Origin of the sequence: Streptomyces sp. NPDC000410, from assembly GCF_040300305.1 — a bacterium.
GTDB lineage: Bacteria > Actinomycetota > Actinomycetes > Streptomycetales > Streptomycetaceae > Streptomyces.
In genome coordinates this window covers 316,366-333,605 of record NZ_JBEPDM010000002.1, presented here as the reverse complement: position 1 = coordinate 333,605, position 17,240 = coordinate 316,366, and the positions used below count along the sequence as shown (strand labels likewise).

Below are 17,240 nucleotides of genomic sequence, written 5' to 3'. Positions count from 1 at the left end.
GGGCGACCCCCGGACCCCCGGCCACGGACCACGCGGTGCACGCACACGAGAATCGAGCCCATGCGCAGCTACAGCCCTGACCTGACTCCTCCCTGGCTGCATCCCCCGGGGGCGACCCCCGGACCCCCGGCCACGGACCACGCGGTGCACGCACACGAGAATCGAGCCCATGCGCAGCTACAGCCCTGACCTGACTCCTCCCTGGAAGAAGCGCCGGCCCGCTCCGGAGGTGGCCGCCGAGCCGGACCTGGTGGTCGAGGAGGTCACGACCGGCTTCTGCGGCGCGGTGATCCGCTGCGAGGCGGGGACGGTGACGCTGGAGGACCGCTTCGGCAAGCACCGGGTGTTCCCGATGGAGCCGCGCGGGTTCCTGCTGGAGGGCGAGGTCGTGACCCTGGTGCGGCCGTCCTCCCCGGGTCCCGTACGCCCCGCCCGTACGGCTTCCGGATCCGTGGCCGTCCCCGGCGCGCGGGCCAGGGTCGCCCGCGCGGGCCGCATCTACGTGGAGGGCCGGCACGACGCCGAGCTGGTCGAGAAGGTCTGGGGCGACGATCTGCGCATCGAGGGCGTGGTCGTCGAGTACCTGGAGGGCATCGACGACCTGCCCGCCGTCGTCGCCGACTTCGCCCCGTCCGCCGACGCCCGGCTGGGCGTGCTCGTGGACCACCTGGTCCCGGGCTCCAAGGAATCCCGCATCGCGGCCTCCGTCACCGACCCGCACGTCCTGGTGGTCGGCCACCCGTACATCGACGTCTGGGAGGCGGTGAAGCCCTCCGCACTCGGCATCGGATCCTGGCCCCGCGTCCCGCACGGCCAGGACTGGAAGACGGGCGTCTGCCGTGAACTGGGCTGGCCGGACAACACGGGCGCGGCCTGGCAGCACATCCTGTCGCGGGTGACGAGTTACAAGGACCTGGAACCGGCGCTGCTGGGCAGGGTGGAGGAACTGATCGACTTCGTAACGGCCTAGACCTGTTGTGGGCAGTCGTTCCGCAGGGCGGAACGGGTGGGCACAACCCCCGGGGCCGGCGCCGTTACGAGCTCCTGGGCCCCGACGGCCCGGCGGCACAGGCGGCACAGGCGGGGGGCACAGGCGGGCCCGGCGGCACAGGCGGGCCCGGGGGCACAGGCGGGCCCGGTCAGTCCACGAGGTCCCGCACCACCGCGTCCGCCAGCAACCGCCCCCGCAGGGTGAGCACCGCCCGCCCCTGCTCGTACGGCCCCGGCTCCAGCAGCCCGTCCGCCAGCGCCCGCCCCGCCGCCGCGAGCCCATCGGGCCGCAGGAGCTCCAGGGGGCATCCCTCGACGAGCCTCAGCTCCAGCAGGATCCGCTCGACCCGACGGTCCTCCGCCGGCAGGACCTCGCGCCCCGCCCCCGGCGACCGCCCCTCGGCCAGCGCGGCCGCGTACGCACCCGGGTGCTTCACGTTCCACCACCGCACGCCGCCCACGTGCGAGTGGGCGCCCGGCCCCGCCCCCCACCAGTCCGCCCCGCGCCAGTACAGCTCGTTGTGCAGGCAGCGCCCGGCCTCGGACGTGGCCCAGTTCGACACCTCGTACCACTCGAAGCCCGCCCCGGCCAGCCGCTCCTCCGCGATCAGATACCGATCGGCGTGCACGTCGTCGTCCGTCATCGGCACCTCACCTCGCCGGATCCGGCGCGCCAGCTGCGTGCCCTCCTCCACGATCAGCGCGTACGCGCTGACGTGGTCCGGCCCGGCCCCGATCGCCGCGTCCAGCGACGCCCGCCAGTCGTCGTCGCTCTCCCCCGGCGTGCCGTAGATCAGATCGAGGTTGACGTGGTCGAAGCCCGCCGCCCGCGCCTCCGCGACGCACGCCTCCGGACGTCCCGGAGTGTGCGTACGGTCCAGGACCTTCAGCACATGCTGCCGGGCGCTCTGCATGCCGAACGACACCCGGTTGAAGCCGCCCTCCCGCAGCTCCGCCAGATACGCCGGGTCCACGGATTCCGGGTTCGCCTCCGTCGTGATCTCGGCGTCGTCCGCGAGCCCGAACTCGTCCCGTACGGCGTGCAGCATCCGTACGAGGTCGGCGGCGGCGAGCAGCGTCGGCGTACCGCCGCCCACGAAGAGGGTCCGCACCTGGCGCGGGTCGTCGCCGAGGACCTTGCGGGCGAGGCGGATCTCGTCGATCAGCGTGTCGGCGTAGTTGTCGCGGGAGGCGAGCACGCCGCCGCTGCCGCGCAGCTCGGTCGCCGTGTACGTATTGAAGTCGCAGTACCCGCAGCGCGTCGCGCAGTACGGAACGTGCAGATAGAACCCGAGGGGCCGCTCGCCCGCGCCCGCCAGGGCGTGCGGGGGCAACGCCCCGTCGAGGGGCATGGGCTCACCATCAGGCAGTACGGAAGGCATACGGACCATTGTCCGTCACCCCGGGCATTCGCCGGGCCTGCGCCGACGCCGAGCGGCCCTGCCCGGGGGTTCCCCCTCCGTCGCTCCTCCTTCTCCGCTCCTCCTTCTCCGCTCCTCCTCCGCTCCTTCTCCGTCACTGAGCCTGGAGCACCAGCAGCGCCAGGTCGTCCCCCGGCGGGGCCTCGGCGAACGTGTGCACCGCCTGCCTTATCCGGTCCGCGACACCCTGCGCCGTGAGCCCCACGCACTGCGCGAGCGCACGCGCCAGCCCGTCCCCGTCATCGAACATCATCCGCCCGGAGCGCCGCTCCGTGACGCCGTCGGTGACACAGAGCAGGGTGTCACCGGGTGCCAGGTCGAAGGTCTGGCTCTCGTACGCGACGTTCCCGAAGACGCCGAGGAGCAGCTGGGAGGCGGCCGCCTCCCGTACGGTCCCGTCGGGGCGCAGCAGCAGGGGCAGCGGGTGACCGGCGCAGGCGAGCGTGCAGCGGACGCCGGCGCCGTCGGGGAGCGGCGTGAGCTCCCCGTACAACAGGGACAGGAACCGCGACTGATGGCCCTGCCCCTGGCCCTGGCCTTGGACTTGGCCTTGGTTGTCGGAGATACCGCCGTCTCCCGCCGCCACCATGAGCGCGGCCGCCTCGGCCGCCTCCGTCGCGTCGTCGAGGAGGAGCCCGTTGAGCCGGTCGAGGACCTGGCCGACCTGGTAACCCTCGCGGGCGAGCAGGCGCAGCCAGGGGCGGGCGAGGCCGGTGACGACGGCGGCCTCGGGCCCGCTGCCCTGGACATCGCCGAGCATGAAGCACCAGCGACCGCCGCTGCCCGCCGGGAAGATGTCGTAGAAGTCACCGCCCGCGAGTCCCTCGTCGCTCGGCTCGTACACGAGGGAGCTGTCGACGCCGGGAATCCGCGCGACCTGGGCGGGCAGCAGCCCGCGCTGGAGCACCCGGCTGATGGTCACCTGCCGGGCGTACTGACGGGCCGCGCCGATCGCGAGGCCCACGCGCCGTGCGAAGTCCTCGATCAGCGAGGTCACTTCGTCGGGGACACCCGGTCCTCCCTGCTCCTGGCCTTCGCGGCCCGCGTTGAATCCGCCCGTGACGCCGATCCCGTCGCCACCCGCGCCGAATTCCCGGCCGAGGAGGAGCGTGCCCAGGGGACGTGTGCCGGCGGTCAGCCGACAGGCGACGGCTGTGCCCTCCTCGCCCTCCGGCCACGGGACGGGAACCGACACGGCCGCGCCCCTCCGCTCGTCCGGTAACCGGGGCGGGTCCTTGGCCAGGGCCGTACGCAGTGACTCCAGAGCGGACTCGTCGGCGTGCCAGACCCGGGCCAGCCTGGGCTCGGGCCCCGCCTCGCCGTCCAGCCAGACCGCGCACCAGTCGGCGAGCCGGGGCACCAGGAGCTGGCCGGCGAGCGCCGCGACCATGTCCTCGTCGAGCTGGCCGGCGAGCAGGTCGGAGGCCTCGGCGAGGAAGGAGAGCGCGCCTCGGCCGGTCCAGTCCCGGTCGTCGCGCACGCTCCTGCGGGGCGCCGGAGCGAGGATCTCCGCCGCGCGCACCCCGCGCCGCGGTGCTCCCGCCGCCTCCGCCGCACCACGGCCGTCGAGGGCCAGGCGCGCCCAGACCGCTTTGAGCCCGGGCCGGTAGGTGATTCCCCAGGACGCCGCGAGCGCGGCGACGAGGTGCAGCCCGCGCCCGTACTCGGGTTCGCCGGACACCGCCCCCGGGTCCGGCGCGTCGCTGCGTACCGCCCGGGCCGGGTGGTGATCGGCCACCTCGACGACGAGCGACGCCGGATCGTCGTCGCTCGCGGCGTCCAGCCGTACGAGGACGTCCACGGTGGTGCCCGCGTGGACGACCGCGTTGGTCACCAGCTCGCTGACGACGAGCACGGCGTCGTCCGCGAGCCGGTCCGTACCCCGCGTCGCGACCAGGCCGAGGCGGGTCCAGTCGGCGAGCGCGGCCCGCGTGAAACGGCGCGCGGCGGCCGCGGCGAGCGGATTTCCGGGAAGACTGGTGCGGGCCACGGATCGTGCGTCGCCGCGCTGTGAGAGCAGGTGCACCGAGCGGTGCGTGGTCTCCTGCTGCATCGGAACGGACCCCACGCTTCGGCTCCTGTCCGGTTCTGGCGTCGCCCCGTGGACGACTGACGACACGGACAGAGTGACAGACTGAGCCCACTCATAAGCACCGAGTCATCGAACTGGCCGGAGAAACGCCCGCGCCTGCCGTCCCTGACGGCAGGCGCGGACAACGGCCCCGGACTGCGGAGCCGGACTGCTACGGACCCGGACGACGGCCCCGGACGCGTACGACGGAGCCGGCCGGCAGACGCGTACGACGGAGCCGGACTGCGAACCCGAACGGCGGCCCCATACGCGAACGACGGACCCGTACGGCGGACGCGGGCGTCTACGCCTCCCGCGACCCGGCGTACATGTCCTCGATCAGGTCCTTGTACTCCCGCTCCACGACCGGCCGCTTCAGCTTGAGGCTGGGCGTCAGCTCGCCGTGCTCGACATCGAGGTCGCGCGGCAGCAGCCGGAACTTCTTGATGGTCTGCCAGCGCTGGAGGGAGTCGTTGAGCCGCTTCACGTACCCCGCGATGAGCTGCTCGGTCTGCGGGGCGGCGACGACGTCGGCGTACGACTTGCCGTCCAGCCCGTTCTCCTTGGCCCAGCCGAGGATGGCCGGCTCGTCGAGCGCGATCAGCGCGGTGCAGAAGTTACGGTCCGCGCCGTGCACGAGGACGTTGGAGACGAACGGGCACACGGCCTTGAACTGGCCCTCGACCTCGGCCGGTGCGATGTACTTCCCGCCGGAGGTCTTGATCAGGTCCTTCTTGCGGTCGGTGATCCGCAGATAGCCGTCGGCGGACAGCTCGCCGATGTCGCCGGTGTGGAACCAGCCGTCGGACTCCAGCACTTCGGCGGTCTTCTCGGGCAGGCCGTGGTAGCCCTCCATGATGCCGGGGCCGCGCAGCAGGATCTCGCCGTCGTCCGCGATGCGCACCTCGGTGCCGGGAAGCGGCTTGCCGACCGTACCGGTGCGGTACGCCTCGCCCGGGTTGACGAAGGAGGCCGCGCTGGACTCGGTGAGGCCGTAGCCCTCCAGGATGTGGATTCCGGCGCCGGAGAAGAAGAAGCCGATCTCGGGCGAGAGGGCGGCGGAGCCGGAGACGGCGGCGCGCAGCCGGCCGCCGAAGGCCTCGCGGAGCTTGGAGTAGACGAGCGCGTCGGCGACCTTGTGCTTGGCGGTGAGGCCGAAGGAGGCGGAGGCGGTGCCCGTACGGCGGAAGTTGTCCTGGGACTCCTTCGCGTACGCGCGGGCGACGCCCGCCGCCCACTGGAAGATCTTGTACTTGGCGGCGCCGCCGGCCCGGGCCTTGGCCGCGACACCGTTGTAGACCTTCTCGAAGATGCGGGGCACGGCCGCCATGTAGGTCGGCTGGACCACCGGCAGATTCTCGATGATCTTGTCGACCCGGCCGTCGACGGCGGTCACGTGCCCGACCTCGATCTGGCCGGAGGTCAGCACCTTGCCGAAGACGTGCGCGAGCGGCAGCCACAGGTACTGGACGTCGTCCTCGGTGATCAGGCCGGTCGCGGCGATGGCCTTGGCCATGTACGACCAGTTGTCGTGCGGCAGCCGGACGCCCTTGGGGCGGCCCGTGGTGCCCGAGGTGTAGATGAGGGTGGCGAGCTGCTCGGAGGTGATGGCCTCGATCCGCTCGGTGACCGCCTCGGGGTGCTTGGCGAGGTGCTTGGCGCCGCGCGCCTCCAGATCCGCGAGGGAGAGCACCCAGCCCTCGGGGTCGTCCTCGGCGGGCTCGGCGCCGGCGGGGTCGATCACCACGACGTGCTTCAGGTGGGGCAGCTCGGCGCGCTTCTCGCGCGCCTTGGCCAGCTGTTCGGCGTTCTCCGCGACCAGCACGCGGCTCTCGGAGTCGGCGAGGATGTACGCGGACTCCTCGGCGTTGGTCTGCGGGTATACGGTCGTCGTGGCCGCGCCCGCGCAGAGGATGCCGAGGTCGGCGAGGATCCACTCGACGCGGGTGGCGGAGGAGAGCGCGACCCGCTCCTCGGGCCGTACACCGAGATCGATCAGCCCGGCCGCGACCGCGTACACCCGCTCGGCGGACTCCGCCCAGCTCAGCGACTTCCAGTCGGCGGGCCCCTGGCCGTCCGCGGGCGGGACCGGGTAGCGGTACGCCTCCGCGTCGGGTGTGGCCGCTACGCGCCGGACGAAGAGGGTCGCCACCGAGGGCGGTCGGTTCTCGATCTGGGTCTGTGTGTCGCTCACGACATCCTCCGGGCCTGCTGCGGCGTTGCTGCACGACTGGCGACTGGCTGGCTGCTACTGCTTCTGCTGGTTTTGCTGCTTGTGCTGGTTCTGACTGTTACTACTGGCGCTGACTCTGCCTACTGCTGACTGTGCTGCCGATGACACGGTTGGTCACAATTGTTTAACTCGCGAGTAACCACCGGGCGAGATCAGGGTAGAGCGCCGGGGTCCGCCACGTAAGAGGCTGCGGGCTGCCGCTTCATAACGAACGGGCCCCCGCGTGGCGACGCGGGAGCCCGTTCGGAGGATGCGCTGCTCGGCTGCGCTACTGGTGCGCTACTTCTTCGCCTTGCCGCCGGACTCGTCACTGGACAGCACCGCGATGAAGGCCTCCTGCGGAACCTCCACGGAACCGACCATCTTCATCCGCTTCTTGCCCTCCTTCTGCTTCTCCAGCAGCTTCCGCTTACGGGAGATGTCACCGCCGTAACACTTGGCGAGGACGTCCTTGCGGATGGCGCGGATGGTCTCGCGGGCGATGACCCGGGAGCCGATGGCGGCCTGGATGGGCACCTCGAAGGCCTGGCGCGGGATGAGCTCCCTGAGCTTGGCGACGAGCCGTACGCCATACGCGTACGCCGCGTCCTTGTGGGTGATCGCGGAGAAGGCGTCGACCTTGTCGCCGTGCAGCAGGATGTCGACCTTGACCAGGCTGGAGACCTGCTCACCGGTGGGCTCGTAGTCGAGCGAGGCGTAACCGCGGGTCTTGGACTTCAGCTGGTCGAAGAAGTCGAAGACGATCTCGGCGAGGGGGAGGGTGTAGCGGATCTCCACCCGGTCCTCGGAGAGGTAGTCCATGCCGAGCAGGGTGCCGCGGCGGGTCTGGCACAGCTCCATGATCGAGCCGATGAACTCGCTGGGGGCGAGGATCGTGGCCCGGACGACCGGCTCGAAGACCGAGTCGATCTTGCCCTCGGGGAACTCGCTCGGGTTGGTGACGGTGTGCTCGTTGCCGTCCTCCATGACCACGCGGTAGACCACGTTGGGCGCGGTGGCGATCAGGTCGAGCCCGAACTCGCGCTCCAGGCGCTCGCGGATGACGTCGAGGTGGAGCAGGCCGAGGAAGCCGACGCGGAAGCCGAAGCCGAGCGCGGCGGAGGTCTCGGGCTCGTAGACGAGCGCGGCGTCGTTGAGCTGGAGCTTGTCGAGGGCGTCGCGCAGCTCGGGGTAGTCCGAGCCGTCCAGCGGATACAGGCCGGAGAACACCATCGGCTTGGGGTCCTTGTAGCCGCCGAGCGCCTCGGTGGCGCCCTTGTGCAGGGTGGTGATGGTGTCACCGACCTTGGACTGGCGGACGTCCTTCACACCGGTGATGAGGTAGCCGACCTCGCCCACGGCGAGGCCGTCGGCCGGGAGCATCTCCGGGGAGTTGGTGCCGATCTCCAGCAGCTCGTGCGTGGCGCCGGTCGACATCATCTTGATGCGCTCGCGCTTGTTGAGCTGGCCGTCGATGACTCGTACGTACGTGACGACGCCGCGGTAGGAGTCGTACACCGAGTCGAAGATCATCGCGCGGGCGGGGGCGTCCTGCACGCCGACCGGGGCGGGCACGTCCCGGACCACCCGGTCGAGCAGGGCTTCCACGCCGAGACCGGTCTTGGCCGAGACCTTCAGGACGTCCTCCGGCTGGCAGCCGATGAGGTTCGCGAGCTCCTCGGAGAACTTCTCGGGCTGCGCGGCCGGGAGGTCGATCTTGTTGAGGACCGGGACGATGGTGAGGTCGTTCTCCATCGCCAGGTACAGGTTGGCGAGGGTCTGCGCCTCGATCCCCTGGGCGGCGTCCACCAGCAGGATCGTGCCCTCGCAGGCGGCGAGCGAACGGGACACCTCGTACGTGAAGTCCACGTGGCCCGGGGTGTCGATCATGTTGAGGATGTGGGTCTTGCCCTGGCCGTCGCCCTCCGAGGGCGCCCAGGGCAGACGCACCGCCTGAGACTTGATCGTGATACCGCGCTCACGCTCGATGTCCATACGGTCGAGGTACTGGGCACGCATCTGCCGCTGCTCGACCACGCCGGTCAGCTGAAGCATCCGGTCGGCAAGCGTCGACTTGCCGTGGTCGATGTGCGCGATGATGCAGAAATTGCGGATCAGAGCCGGGTCTGTACGGCTCGGCTCGGGCACATGGGTAGGGGTCGCGGGCACGCAGGGTCCTGATTCTTGAGCGCCGAGCGCTCGTCTCGGGTCGATGTCGGATCGATACGCAGGTACCTATGGTCCCACGACCGGTGACCTGCGCTCGGTTTGGGCCGGTCGGATGGCGGCTGGTAGTCTGGGCAGCTGTGTCTCGTGCCTCCCCGGAGGCACCTCCCATGCCCGACGGGCTGCGGGGGAGAGACGCGACCTGAAAGATTCATCGAACCTGAAAAGGCTCTTTCGTGGCGAACATCAAGTCCCAGATCAAGCGGAACAAGACGAACGAGAAGGCGCGCCTGCGCAACAAGGCCGTCAAGTCCTCGCTCAAGACCGCGATCCGCAAGGCCCGCGAGGCTGCCGCCGCCGGCGACGTCGAGAAGGCCACCGTGGCCGCTCGCGAGGCGTCCCGCAAGCTCGACAAGGCTGTCTCGAAGGGTGTCATCCACAAGAACGCCGCCGCCAACAAGAAGTCGGCGCTGGCGTCCAAGGTTGCCGCCCTCCAGGCCTGAGCTACTCCTTCTGTAGCTCCTGCTTCTGTGATGTAACCGCCGGGAGGAACTGAGCGGGCCCTCTCTCTTCCGCTCCCGCCCGGCACACCGGACTCGCACGCGGCCTGCGTTCGCCACGCGGGTGCGAGCCCAAACTCTCACCGGCCTCAGGGCCGGGACCCGAAGGCCCCGCCTTCCCGTCCTTCCCCAGGACGGGAAGGCGGGGCCTTCGTCGTCGTGCAGCCCGGTGGGCGTAGAGCCGGTGGTCGTCGTAACGGACCGGGGTCGTACAGCCGGGTCGCCGTACGGCGCGAGCGCGGTGGTCGTACGTCCCCGCCCCGGCTCGCCCCGCCCCTCGTCAGCGGCGCAGGCGGGCCGCCCTCGCCACCGCTACGACCGCCTTCTCCAGCGCGTAGTCGGGGTCGTCCCCGCCGCCCTTGACGCCCGCGTCCGCCTCCGCGACCGCTCGGAGCGCGAGGGCGACTCCGTCCGGGGTCCAGCCGCGCATCTGCTGGCGGACCCTGTCGATCTTCCAGGGCGGCATGCCCAGCTCCCGCGCGAGGTCCGCCGGCCGGCCGCCACGGGCCGACGAAAGCTTCCCGATGGCCCGTACGCCCTGGGCGAGGGCGCTGGTGATCAGTACCGGGGCGACCCCGGTCGACAGGGACCACCGCAGCGCCTCCAGCGCCTCGGCCGCCCGCCCCTCCACCGCCCGGTCGGCGACGGTGAAGCTGGACGCCTCCGCGCGCCCCGTGTAGTACCGCCCGACGACGGCCTCGTCGATCGTGCCCTCGACGTCGGCGACGAGCTGCGACACCGCGCTCGCCAGCTCCCGCAGGTCGCTGCCGATGGAGTCGACGAGCGCCTGGCACGCCTCGGGCGTCGCCGAACGCCCGAGCGCGCGGAACTCGGACCGTACGAACGTGAGCCGCTCCGCAGGCTTCGTCGTCTTGGGGCACGCCACCTCACGCGCCCCGGCCTTGCGGGCCGCGTCCAGCAGGCCCTTCCCCTTGGCGCCGCCCGCGTGGAGCAGGACCAGGGTGATCTCCTCGACGGGGGCGTCGAGGTACCCCTTGACGTCCTTGATCGTGTCGGCGGACAGGTCCTGCGCGTTCCGCACGACGACGACCTTGCGCTCCGCGAAGAGCGAGGGACTGGTCAGCTCGGCCAGCGTGCCGGGCTGGAGCTGGTCGGAGGTGAGGTCGCGTACGTCCGTGTCGGCGTCGGCGGCCCGGGCGGCCGCCACCACCTGCTGCACGGCGCGGTCCAGCAGCAGATCCTCCTGGCCCACGGCGAGCGTGACGGGGGCGAGGGGGTCGTCGTTCGTGTTCTTCCTGGTGGCCATCGCGGTCCAGCATCGCACGGGGCGCTGACACTCCGGACCCACCCGACCCACCGGGACGGCCCGGCGCCCAGGTGGCCGAGGCGGCACGGGCAGCCCAGGCGGCACTGGCCGGAACAGCACGGGCGGAACGGCCTGATGGCGAGCACCGAGCGGCGAGCAGCGGTACAGACCGTCACACCCGGGCCGCGGCACCGCGCCGCCCGCGCCCTACGGCGCTTCGCGCCAGCCGTCCCAGTCCGCGACGAACTCGTCCAGCTCGGCCGCGTCGAGCCGCCCCTCGGGGTCCTCGACGACCACCAGCCACTGGGCGTCCTCGGCGTCGTCCTCACCGGCAAGCGCGTCCCGGACCAGCTGGGGTTCGTCGGCAACACCGAAGCGGTCCCCTACGGCCTCCGCGACCTCCTCCGCGGCATCGCGGTCGGGCAGCACCAGCACATGTCTCACATCGTCCACCGCCACATTGTGCCGGTTCCCCGTTCTCAGCCGCCCTGCCGCCTGACCTGCGGAACCCGGTCGAGGACCAGGCCGAACCGGTCCCGGTAGGCGGCCAGCACCTCGGCGTCGCCCCCGAGTTCCCGCTCCTCGCGCTCACCGCGCACCGTCGTGACCAGCTTCCGGCCGGTCAGGGTGATCCGGCCGTCCTCGGTGAGGCGGGAGCAGACGAGGGCCTGCGTGAAGTGGGAGGCGGGCGAGGTGCGGTGGTACCAGGCACCGGCCTCGAAGTCCGCCAGCACGCGCGGACGCTGATCCACCCGGAACTGCGGTTTGCCGTCCCGCAGCAGGTCGATGTCCCCGTCGGGCGCCTCGGCGATCTGGAACACCCCCGCCGGATCGCGCTGCTCGCCCCGGTCCTCCAGCAGCAGCGGGTGGTGACTGTTGTTCCCGAATCCGACATCGGCCAGCCATGGGCCGCTGCCGTCCGCCGTTTCCACCCGCAGGGTGAGGTGGTCGTACGGGATGCCCAGGCGGCCGCCCTCCCCGAAGAACACCCGGGCCTGGAGCATCGTGACGCCGAAGCCCAGTCCCCGCAGCAACGCCGCGAAGGCACCGTTGAGTTCGTAGCAGAAGCCCCCGCGGCGGGCGCCCACGACCTTGTCGACCAGCGACTTGTCCTCCAGGACGATGCTCTCGCCCAGATGGACCGAGAGGTTCTCGAAGGGCACGGAGAGCAGGTGCCGCAGCTGGAGCTCGCGCAGCGCCTCGGCGTCCGGCCGCTCCGGGCGAGGGGCTCCGATACGGCGCAGGTAGGCGTCCACGGTGTCCTGAGGGAGCTGCGATGGCTTGTCCATGCGGGCAGTCTCGCCGGAGCTCCGCCGATGCGCCATCTGCTTTTGGACCTAGGCCGCTCGACGGATCGGAATCCGTCCGGCGTCCGACGTGCGACGCCGTGCCGGTGCCTGACGATGGCCGCCATGACGACTCCGGAACCGGCGCGCGGCCGGGTGCAGCGCAAGCGGGACACCCTGACACGGCTGGAGGACGACCGGGACGCCTGGGTGGCCACCGCCTCGGTCGACGGAACTCCTTCCCTCGTCCCCCTCTGGTTCGTGTGGGACCGGGGCGCCCTGGTGATGTGCACCCGGCGCACCGCCCCGACCGCGCGCAATGTGACGCCCCACGGCACAGCTGTCGTGACGGTCGGCACGGCCACGGACGTCGTGCACATCACGGGCACTGCCGTGGTGATCGAGGGTCCTGCCCTGGAGCCGGAGTCCGCCGACGCGTTCGCGGTGAAGCTCGGCTGGGATCCGCGGGATCTGGACGCCTGGGTGTACATAAAGATCACTCCTCTCGTGGTGAAGGCGTGGCGCGAGGAGAACGAGCAGCCCGGCCGGGTGCTCATGCGCGACGGTCAGTGGCTGGACTGATCCGCGCCCCGCGGCACGGCGCGCAGCTCCGGGCCCGTTCCCGTCACCGCGATCGCCCCGTCCCTGTCCGTACGCAGCACCCGCGCCCCCTGATCCCGCAGCGCGTCAACGGTGCGGGGTGACGGGTGGCCGTACGAGTTGCCGCGACCGCAGGAGATCAGCGCCAGCCGCGGCCTGACGACTGTCGGCAGAGCGGGGTGCTGGTACGCCGAGCCGTGATGGGCGACCTTGAGGACGTCCACCGGCGGGAGCACCGGGTGGGCTCGTATCAGCGCCTGCTGGGCGGGCGGCTCGAGATCTCCGAGGAGCAGCAGGGACAGACCGCCGGCCGCGCGCACGAGCAGCGCGACACTCGCGTCGTTCGGCCCCTCCGGCGCCGGGCCCGGCCCGTGGTCCGGCCACAACACTCTCCAGTCGAGCCGCCCCACCCGGCGCCGCTCCCCCGGCGCCGCACGGACCACCGGCACCCCGGCCGCCGCGGCCGTGCGCCGCACGAACGCCGCCTGGTCGTGCGGCTCTTCGAGCGTCGTCGTCTGGATCGCTCCGACCGTTCTGCCACGCAGTGCTCCCGGCAGCCCGGCGACATGGTCCGCATGAAAGTGCGTCAGCAGCAGAAGCGGGATCCGGGTGACCCTCAGATCGCGCAGACACCGGTCGGTGAGTTCCGGGTCCGGCCCCGCGTCCACCACCACGGCCGTGCTGTCACCGGCCGCCAGCACCATGGCATCGCCCTGACCGACATCGCACATCGCGAACGACCAGCCCTGCGGGGGCCATCCGGTGACGATCCTCGTGACCGGCTGCGGCCGCACCACCGCCAGGAGGAGCACCAGGGCACAGCAGATCGCCAGCCAGGGGCGGCGTATCAGGCTCCTGGCGAGGAGCACGACCAGCCCGGTGATCAAGGCCAGGAGCATCCCGCCGAACCAGCCGCCCGGCCAGTCCGCCTGGGCGCCGGGCAGCGCCGCGCCGGTGCGGGCGATCCCCGCGATCCACTCGGCCGGCCAGCCCGCGCACCGGGCCAGCACCTCGGCCGCCGGTATCGCCACCGGCGCCATGGCCAGCGCCGCGAAGCCCAGCACCGTGGCGGGGGCGACCGCGACTTCGGCGAGGAGGTTGCAGGGGATCGCCACGAGGCTGATCCGCGCCGCGAACACCGCCACCACAGGCGCGCACACGGCCTGCGCCGCCGCGGCCGCGGCCAGTGCTTCCGCGAGCCGCCCCGGCATCCCTCGTCGCCGCAGCGCGGCGCTCCAGCGCGGGGCGATGGTCAGCAGGGCACCTGTGGCCAGCACGGAGAGCACGAAGCCGTACGTCCGAGCCAGCCATGGGTCGGCCAGCACCAGCAGCAGCACGGCCGCGGCCAGCGCCGGGATCAGCGATCTGCGGCGGCCGGTCCCCAGGGCGAGCAGGGTGATCAGCCCGCAGGCAGCGGCCCGCAGCACGCTCGGGTCGGGCCGGCAGACCACGACGAACGCGAGGGTGAGTCCCCCGCCGAGCAGCGCTGTCGCACGGAGTGAGACTCCCAACCGGGGTGCCAGCCCACCTCGTTCCGCCCTGAGCGCCTTGCCCGGAGGCCCGATGAGCAGGAACAGGACGATGGTGAGGTTGCTGCCGGAGACCGCGAGGAGGTGTGTGAGGTCCGTCGCCCGGAACGCGTCGTACAGCTCGGGCCCGATCCTGGAGGTGTCCCCCACCACCAGCCCCGGGAGCAGCGCCCTGGCGTCGGGGTCCAGTCCTTCGGTCGCCTCGCGCAGCCCGGCGCGCAGCTTCCCGGCCACGCGCTGAACCGCGGTCGGCGGCCCGGTGATCCGGGGCGACCCGCCGCCCCGGACTCTGAGCACGGCGGCGAACCGGTCGTCCCCGGTCGTCGACGGGGCTGCCCGGGCGGACACCAGCAGCCGCGTAGAGGGCAGCAGCCGCTGCCATTGCCCTGCCGCGGCTCCCGGCCCGGCGATCACCAGGACGGGCGCCCGTGTGGCGACGACAGACCCGTCGGGTGCTGTCAGCCGCTTCACCTCCGCATCGAGCACCATGGCAGCCCCTCCCATGTGATCACCCCGGACTCGCGGCCGGGTGGTGCGCGGGTCCGAGGTGACGGTCACCTCGGCCGTGACCCGTCCGTACTGCCGGGCGGCTTCGGGCACCGGGCCCCGGTACAGGTCCGCCCCACGCAGTCCGCCCGCGCCCGCCCCGGCGGCAGCGCAGAGCAGCACGGCGGCTGCCGCGACCCGGTTCCCCGTGCTCCTCCACGGCCGGCGGCGCACGGCACGCACCAACGTCGGTGCGAGGAGCAGCACGGCCGCCCCGAGGCAGATCAGCGCTGCCACGGCCGGCCAGGGCGGCGGAGCGGACAGGGACAGGGCTGCCGCGCCCCACGCCGCCAGAGCGGGCGGGACCAGGCGGAGGTCGGTCGGGCCCTCCTGGTGAGGGTCGGACACTCCCAGCCGATGGCCGGACCGTGTGTGAACCGCCGGGCGCGTCATGGCCGTACCAGGGACCGCAGGTCCGCGAACCGGCGGTCGCCGATCCCGTTGACTTCGCGGAGCTCGTCCACGGAGCGGAAGCCGCCGTTCTCGGTGCGGTAGTCGACGATGTGCTGGGCGAGCACCGGGCCGACCCCGGGCAGTGTCTCGAGCTGCTCCACCGTCGCGGAGTTGAGACTCACCGGCCCCGGTGCCGTAGCCCCGGGGCCCGTCGGCCCATGCCCTGGCGCCGGCGCTCCGGGCGGCTGGACGACGCCCACCAGCACCTGCTCGCCGTCGCTGAGCACCCGCGCCCGGTTGAGCGCTGTGAGGTCTGTCCCCGCCTTGACGCCGCCCGCCGCCCTCAGGGCGTCTGCCACCCGGGAACCGGCGGGAAGCCGGTGCACTCCCGGCCGCCGCACCTTCCCGCTCACATCGACGAAGATCGGCGCGCCGGTCCCGTCCGTGGGCGGCGCCCCCGGTGCGGGCCCCTGTGAGGGCCGTGGCTCCGGCGCGGGGCGGCCCTCGTTGACCAGCTCCGGCGCATGGACGGGCTCCGGCCGCCCGGCCCAGAACTGCTGGACGGCGAAGCCTGCGGCCACCACGAGCACCAGCACCAGCGCCGCCAGTGCCCGCGGCTCCAGCCCGCATCGGAGCTGGACCCACAACGGCAGCCGCTCCCTCAGCGCGAGGCGCCCGCGCTCCCGCATCGTCAGCTCGGGCGGCGGCAGTTCGGGCTGGAGCCTCAGCTGCCCTGTCTCCCCGGCACCGTCCGGCTCCGACAGGCCTGCCGGGCCCCGGGACCCGCCCGAGCGGACCTTGCCCGGTCCCGAGGGCTCGTCTGCTCGCGACGTCTCGTCCTGCCCCAGAAGGTCGTCCGGCTCACGCCGGGCCCAGCGGGGCAGGGACCGCACAGGCGGTGCGGCCTGCGGCGGCCCGATCACCACCGCCACCGTCGCCCGGCCGCGCTCCGGAGCCTCACTGCCCGCACCCGGACCCGGAGGGTCTAGAGCCGTACCCGGCGCCGGAAACAGCGCGTCCCCGCGCCGTCGTGGGGCCATCGACGTCGAGGCCGACGCCGGTGAGAGGGGCACTGTGCTCCTACCGCGCACCCGCCGCCCGTGCGGCGGCCGTCGGCGGTCACGGACGCGGCCGTCGGAAGCTGGTGCACGACCGGGGCCACTGGTTACGGAGTGTGATCGGTAGCTCATGCCACACGACGCTAGACACTTCCGCCGGCCCTCGCCGAGCCGCCTCAATTCCGGTGGATGACCAGCCTGTTGTGGATAACTCCATCACCCGTAGGGGGGACGGATCCTGCTCACTCAGCGCGGTGAGACCACGGCGCCCAGCAGCCCCGGCCCCGTGTGCGCACCGATCACCGCACCCACCTCGCTGACATGAAGATCGGCGAGGTGGGGCACTCGCTCCCGCAACCGCTCCGCCAGGGCCGCCGCCCGCTCCGGCGCCGCGAGATGGTGCACCGCGATGTCCACGTGCTCCGTACCCGCCCGCTCGGCGACGATCTCCTCGAGCCGGGCGATCGCCTTCGACGCGGTGCGAACCTTCTCCAGCAGTTCGATGCGGCCGCCGTCCAGCTGCAGCAGGGGCTTCACAGCGAGCGCCGAACCGAGCAGGGCCTGGGCCGCGCCGATACGACCGCCGCGGCGCAGATAGTCGAGGGTGTCGACGTAGAAGTACGCGGATGTGCCCGATGCCCGTTTCTCAGCCGCGGCGACCGCCTCGTCCAGCGTGCCGCCCGCGTCCGCCGCCTCCGCAGCGGCCAGCGCGCAGAAGCCGAGCGCCATCGCCACCATGCCGGTGTCCACGACCCGCACCGGTACCGCCGCCTCACGAGCGGCCAGGACCGCCGCGTCGTAGGTCCCGGAGAACTCGGAGGACAGATGCAGGGAGACGATTCCGCTCGCGCCGGCCTCCGCGGCCGCCCGGTAGGCGGCGGCGAAGGTCTCGGGGCTGGGCCGGGACGTGGTCACAGCACGCCGCTTCTGCAGCGCTACGGCCAGCGAGCGGGCCGAGATCTCGGTGCCCTCCTCAAGGGCTTGATCGCCGAGTACGACGGTCAGCGGCACCGCTGTGATGCCGTGCCGCTCCATCGTCTGCGGCGGCAGGTAGGCCGTGGAATCGGTGACGATCGCGACATGGCGGGACATGAGCGGGAGGTTACCCGCAGGGGCCGTCGCGCGGCAGCCCGACCCCGCC

General features: G+C 72.3%; 13 protein-coding genes. 3 read left to right on the top strand and 10 right to left on the bottom strand.

Features of this window, described 5'->3' with window-relative positions:
- The first annotated feature begins 169 nt into the window (after nucleotides 1–169).
- Nucleotides 170–970, top strand: a complete 801-nt coding sequence (locus tag ABT342_RS04820; protein WP_351567020.1) for a DUF3097 domain-containing protein — start codon at nucleotides 170–172, stop codon at nucleotides 968–970.
- A 169-nt stretch (nucleotides 971–1,139) separates the two neighbouring features.
- Here ABT342_RS04820 and hemW read toward each other — a convergent pair whose 3' ends face one another.
- The 4 genes from hemW to lepA form a co-directional block, all read right to left on the bottom strand.
- On the bottom strand, nucleotides 1,140–2,372 hold the full coding sequence (gene hemW, locus ABT342_RS04815; protein ID WP_351567017.1) for a radical SAM family heme chaperone HemW: 1,233 nt from the start codon (nucleotides 2,370–2,372) through the stop codon (nucleotides 1,140–1,142).
- A 133-nt stretch (nucleotides 2,373–2,505) separates the two neighbouring features.
- Nucleotides 2,506–4,464 (bottom strand): SpoIIE family protein phosphatase, encoded by a 1,959-nt coding sequence (locus ABT342_RS04810; RefSeq protein WP_351567317.1) that lies wholly within the window; start codon nucleotides 4,462–4,464, stop codon nucleotides 2,506–2,508.
- A gap of 322 nt (nucleotides 4,465–4,786) precedes the next feature.
- Complete coding sequence (locus ABT342_RS04805; RefSeq protein ID WP_351567014.1) at nucleotides 4,787–6,676, bottom strand: AMP-dependent synthetase/ligase; 1,890 nt, start codon at nucleotides 6,674–6,676, stop codon at nucleotides 4,787–4,789.
- Between the two features lie 318 nt (nucleotides 6,677–6,994).
- On the bottom strand, nucleotides 6,995–8,863 hold the full coding sequence (gene lepA, locus ABT342_RS04800) for a translation elongation factor 4 (protein ID WP_351567011.1): 1,869 nt from the start codon (nucleotides 8,861–8,863) through the stop codon (nucleotides 6,995–6,997).
- 233 nt (nucleotides 8,864–9,096) lie between these two features.
- Here lepA and rpsT point away from each other — a divergent pair, with 233 nt between their 5' ends.
- A complete protein-coding gene (gene rpsT / locus ABT342_RS04795; RefSeq protein ID WP_351567008.1) occupies nucleotides 9,097–9,363 on the top strand; it encodes a 30S ribosomal protein S20 in 267 nt (88 codons plus the stop codon).
- A 337-nt stretch (nucleotides 9,364–9,700) separates the two neighbouring features.
- Here rpsT and holA read toward each other — a convergent pair whose 3' ends face one another.
- From holA to ABT342_RS04780, 3 genes are all read right to left on the bottom strand, one after another.
- Nucleotides 9,701–10,687 (bottom strand): DNA polymerase III subunit delta, encoded by a 987-nt coding sequence (holA, locus tag ABT342_RS04790; RefSeq protein ID WP_351567005.1) that lies wholly within the window; start codon nucleotides 10,685–10,687, stop codon nucleotides 9,701–9,703.
- A gap of 207 nt (nucleotides 10,688–10,894) precedes the next feature.
- The gene (locus tag ABT342_RS04785; protein WP_351567003.1) at nucleotides 10,895–11,140 is read right to left on the bottom strand and encodes a hypothetical protein; all 246 of its coding nucleotides are present in this window, start codon (nucleotides 11,138–11,140) and stop codon (nucleotides 10,895–10,897) included.
- Nucleotides 11,141–11,166: 26 nt separating this feature from the next.
- Nucleotides 11,167–11,976: an arylamine N-acetyltransferase family protein gene (locus ABT342_RS04780; protein WP_351567001.1), complete on the bottom strand. Its 810-nt coding sequence runs from the start codon at nucleotides 11,974–11,976 to the stop codon at nucleotides 11,167–11,169.
- A gap of 123 nt (nucleotides 11,977–12,099) precedes the next feature.
- Between ABT342_RS04780 and ABT342_RS04775 the strand changes: the two genes are divergently transcribed.
- On the top strand, nucleotides 12,100–12,555 hold the full coding sequence (locus tag ABT342_RS04775; protein ID WP_351566998.1) for a pyridoxamine 5'-phosphate oxidase family protein: 456 nt from the start codon (nucleotides 12,100–12,102) through the stop codon (nucleotides 12,553–12,555).
- On the opposite strand, the gene ABT342_RS04770 is transcribed toward ABT342_RS04775, so the two are convergent.
- From ABT342_RS04770 to ABT342_RS04760, 3 genes are all read right to left on the bottom strand, one after another.
- Nucleotides 12,540–15,041 (bottom strand): ComEC/Rec2 family competence protein, encoded by a 2,502-nt coding sequence (locus tag ABT342_RS04770; protein WP_351566996.1) that lies wholly within the window; start codon nucleotides 15,039–15,041, stop codon nucleotides 12,540–12,542. The two genes, ABT342_RS04775 and ABT342_RS04770, sit on opposite strands and share 16 nt — an antisense overlap.
- Nucleotides 15,038–15,964 (bottom strand): ComEA family DNA-binding protein, encoded by a 927-nt coding sequence (locus tag ABT342_RS04765; RefSeq protein ID WP_351566994.1) that lies wholly within the window; start codon nucleotides 15,962–15,964, stop codon nucleotides 15,038–15,040. The genes ABT342_RS04770 and ABT342_RS04765 overlap by 4 nt, the downstream gene beginning before the upstream one ends.
- Before the next feature lie 381 nt (nucleotides 15,965–16,345).
- Entirely contained in the window at nucleotides 16,346–17,191 is an 846-nt protein-coding gene (locus ABT342_RS04760; RefSeq protein WP_351566991.1) for a DegV family protein, read from the bottom strand.
- Nucleotides 17,192–17,240: the final 49 nt, after the last annotated feature.

Bases quoted from the DNA above. Each gene is read 5' to 3' on its own strand.
- ABT342_RS04820 (WP_351567020.1), top strand. From the start codon at position 170: ATGCGCAGCTACAGCCCTGACCTGACTCCTCCCTGGAAGAAGCGCCGG.
- hemW (WP_351567017.1), bottom strand. From the start codon at position 2,372: ATGCCTTCCGTACTGCCTGATGGTGAGCCCATGCCCCTCGACGGGGCG.
- ABT342_RS04810 (WP_351567317.1), bottom strand. From the start codon at position 4,464: ATGCAGCAGGAGACCACGCACCGCTCGGTGCACCTGCTCTCACAGCGC.
- holA (WP_351567005.1), bottom strand. From the start codon at position 10,687: ATGGCCACCAGGAAGAACACGAACGACGACCCCCTCGCCCCCGTCACG.
- ABT342_RS04780 (WP_351567001.1), bottom strand. From the start codon at position 11,976: ATGGACAAGCCATCGCAGCTCCCTCAGGACACCGTGGACGCCTACCTG.
- ABT342_RS04775 (WP_351566998.1), top strand. From the start codon at position 12,100: ATGACGACTCCGGAACCGGCGCGCGGCCGGGTGCAGCGCAAGCGGGAC.
- ABT342_RS04770 (WP_351566996.1), bottom strand. From the start codon at position 15,041: ATGACGCGCCCGGCGGTTCACACACGGTCCGGCCATCGGCTGGGAGTG.
- ABT342_RS04760 (WP_351566991.1), bottom strand. From the start codon at position 17,191: ATGTCCCGCCATGTCGCGATCGTCACCGATTCCACGGCCTACCTGCCG.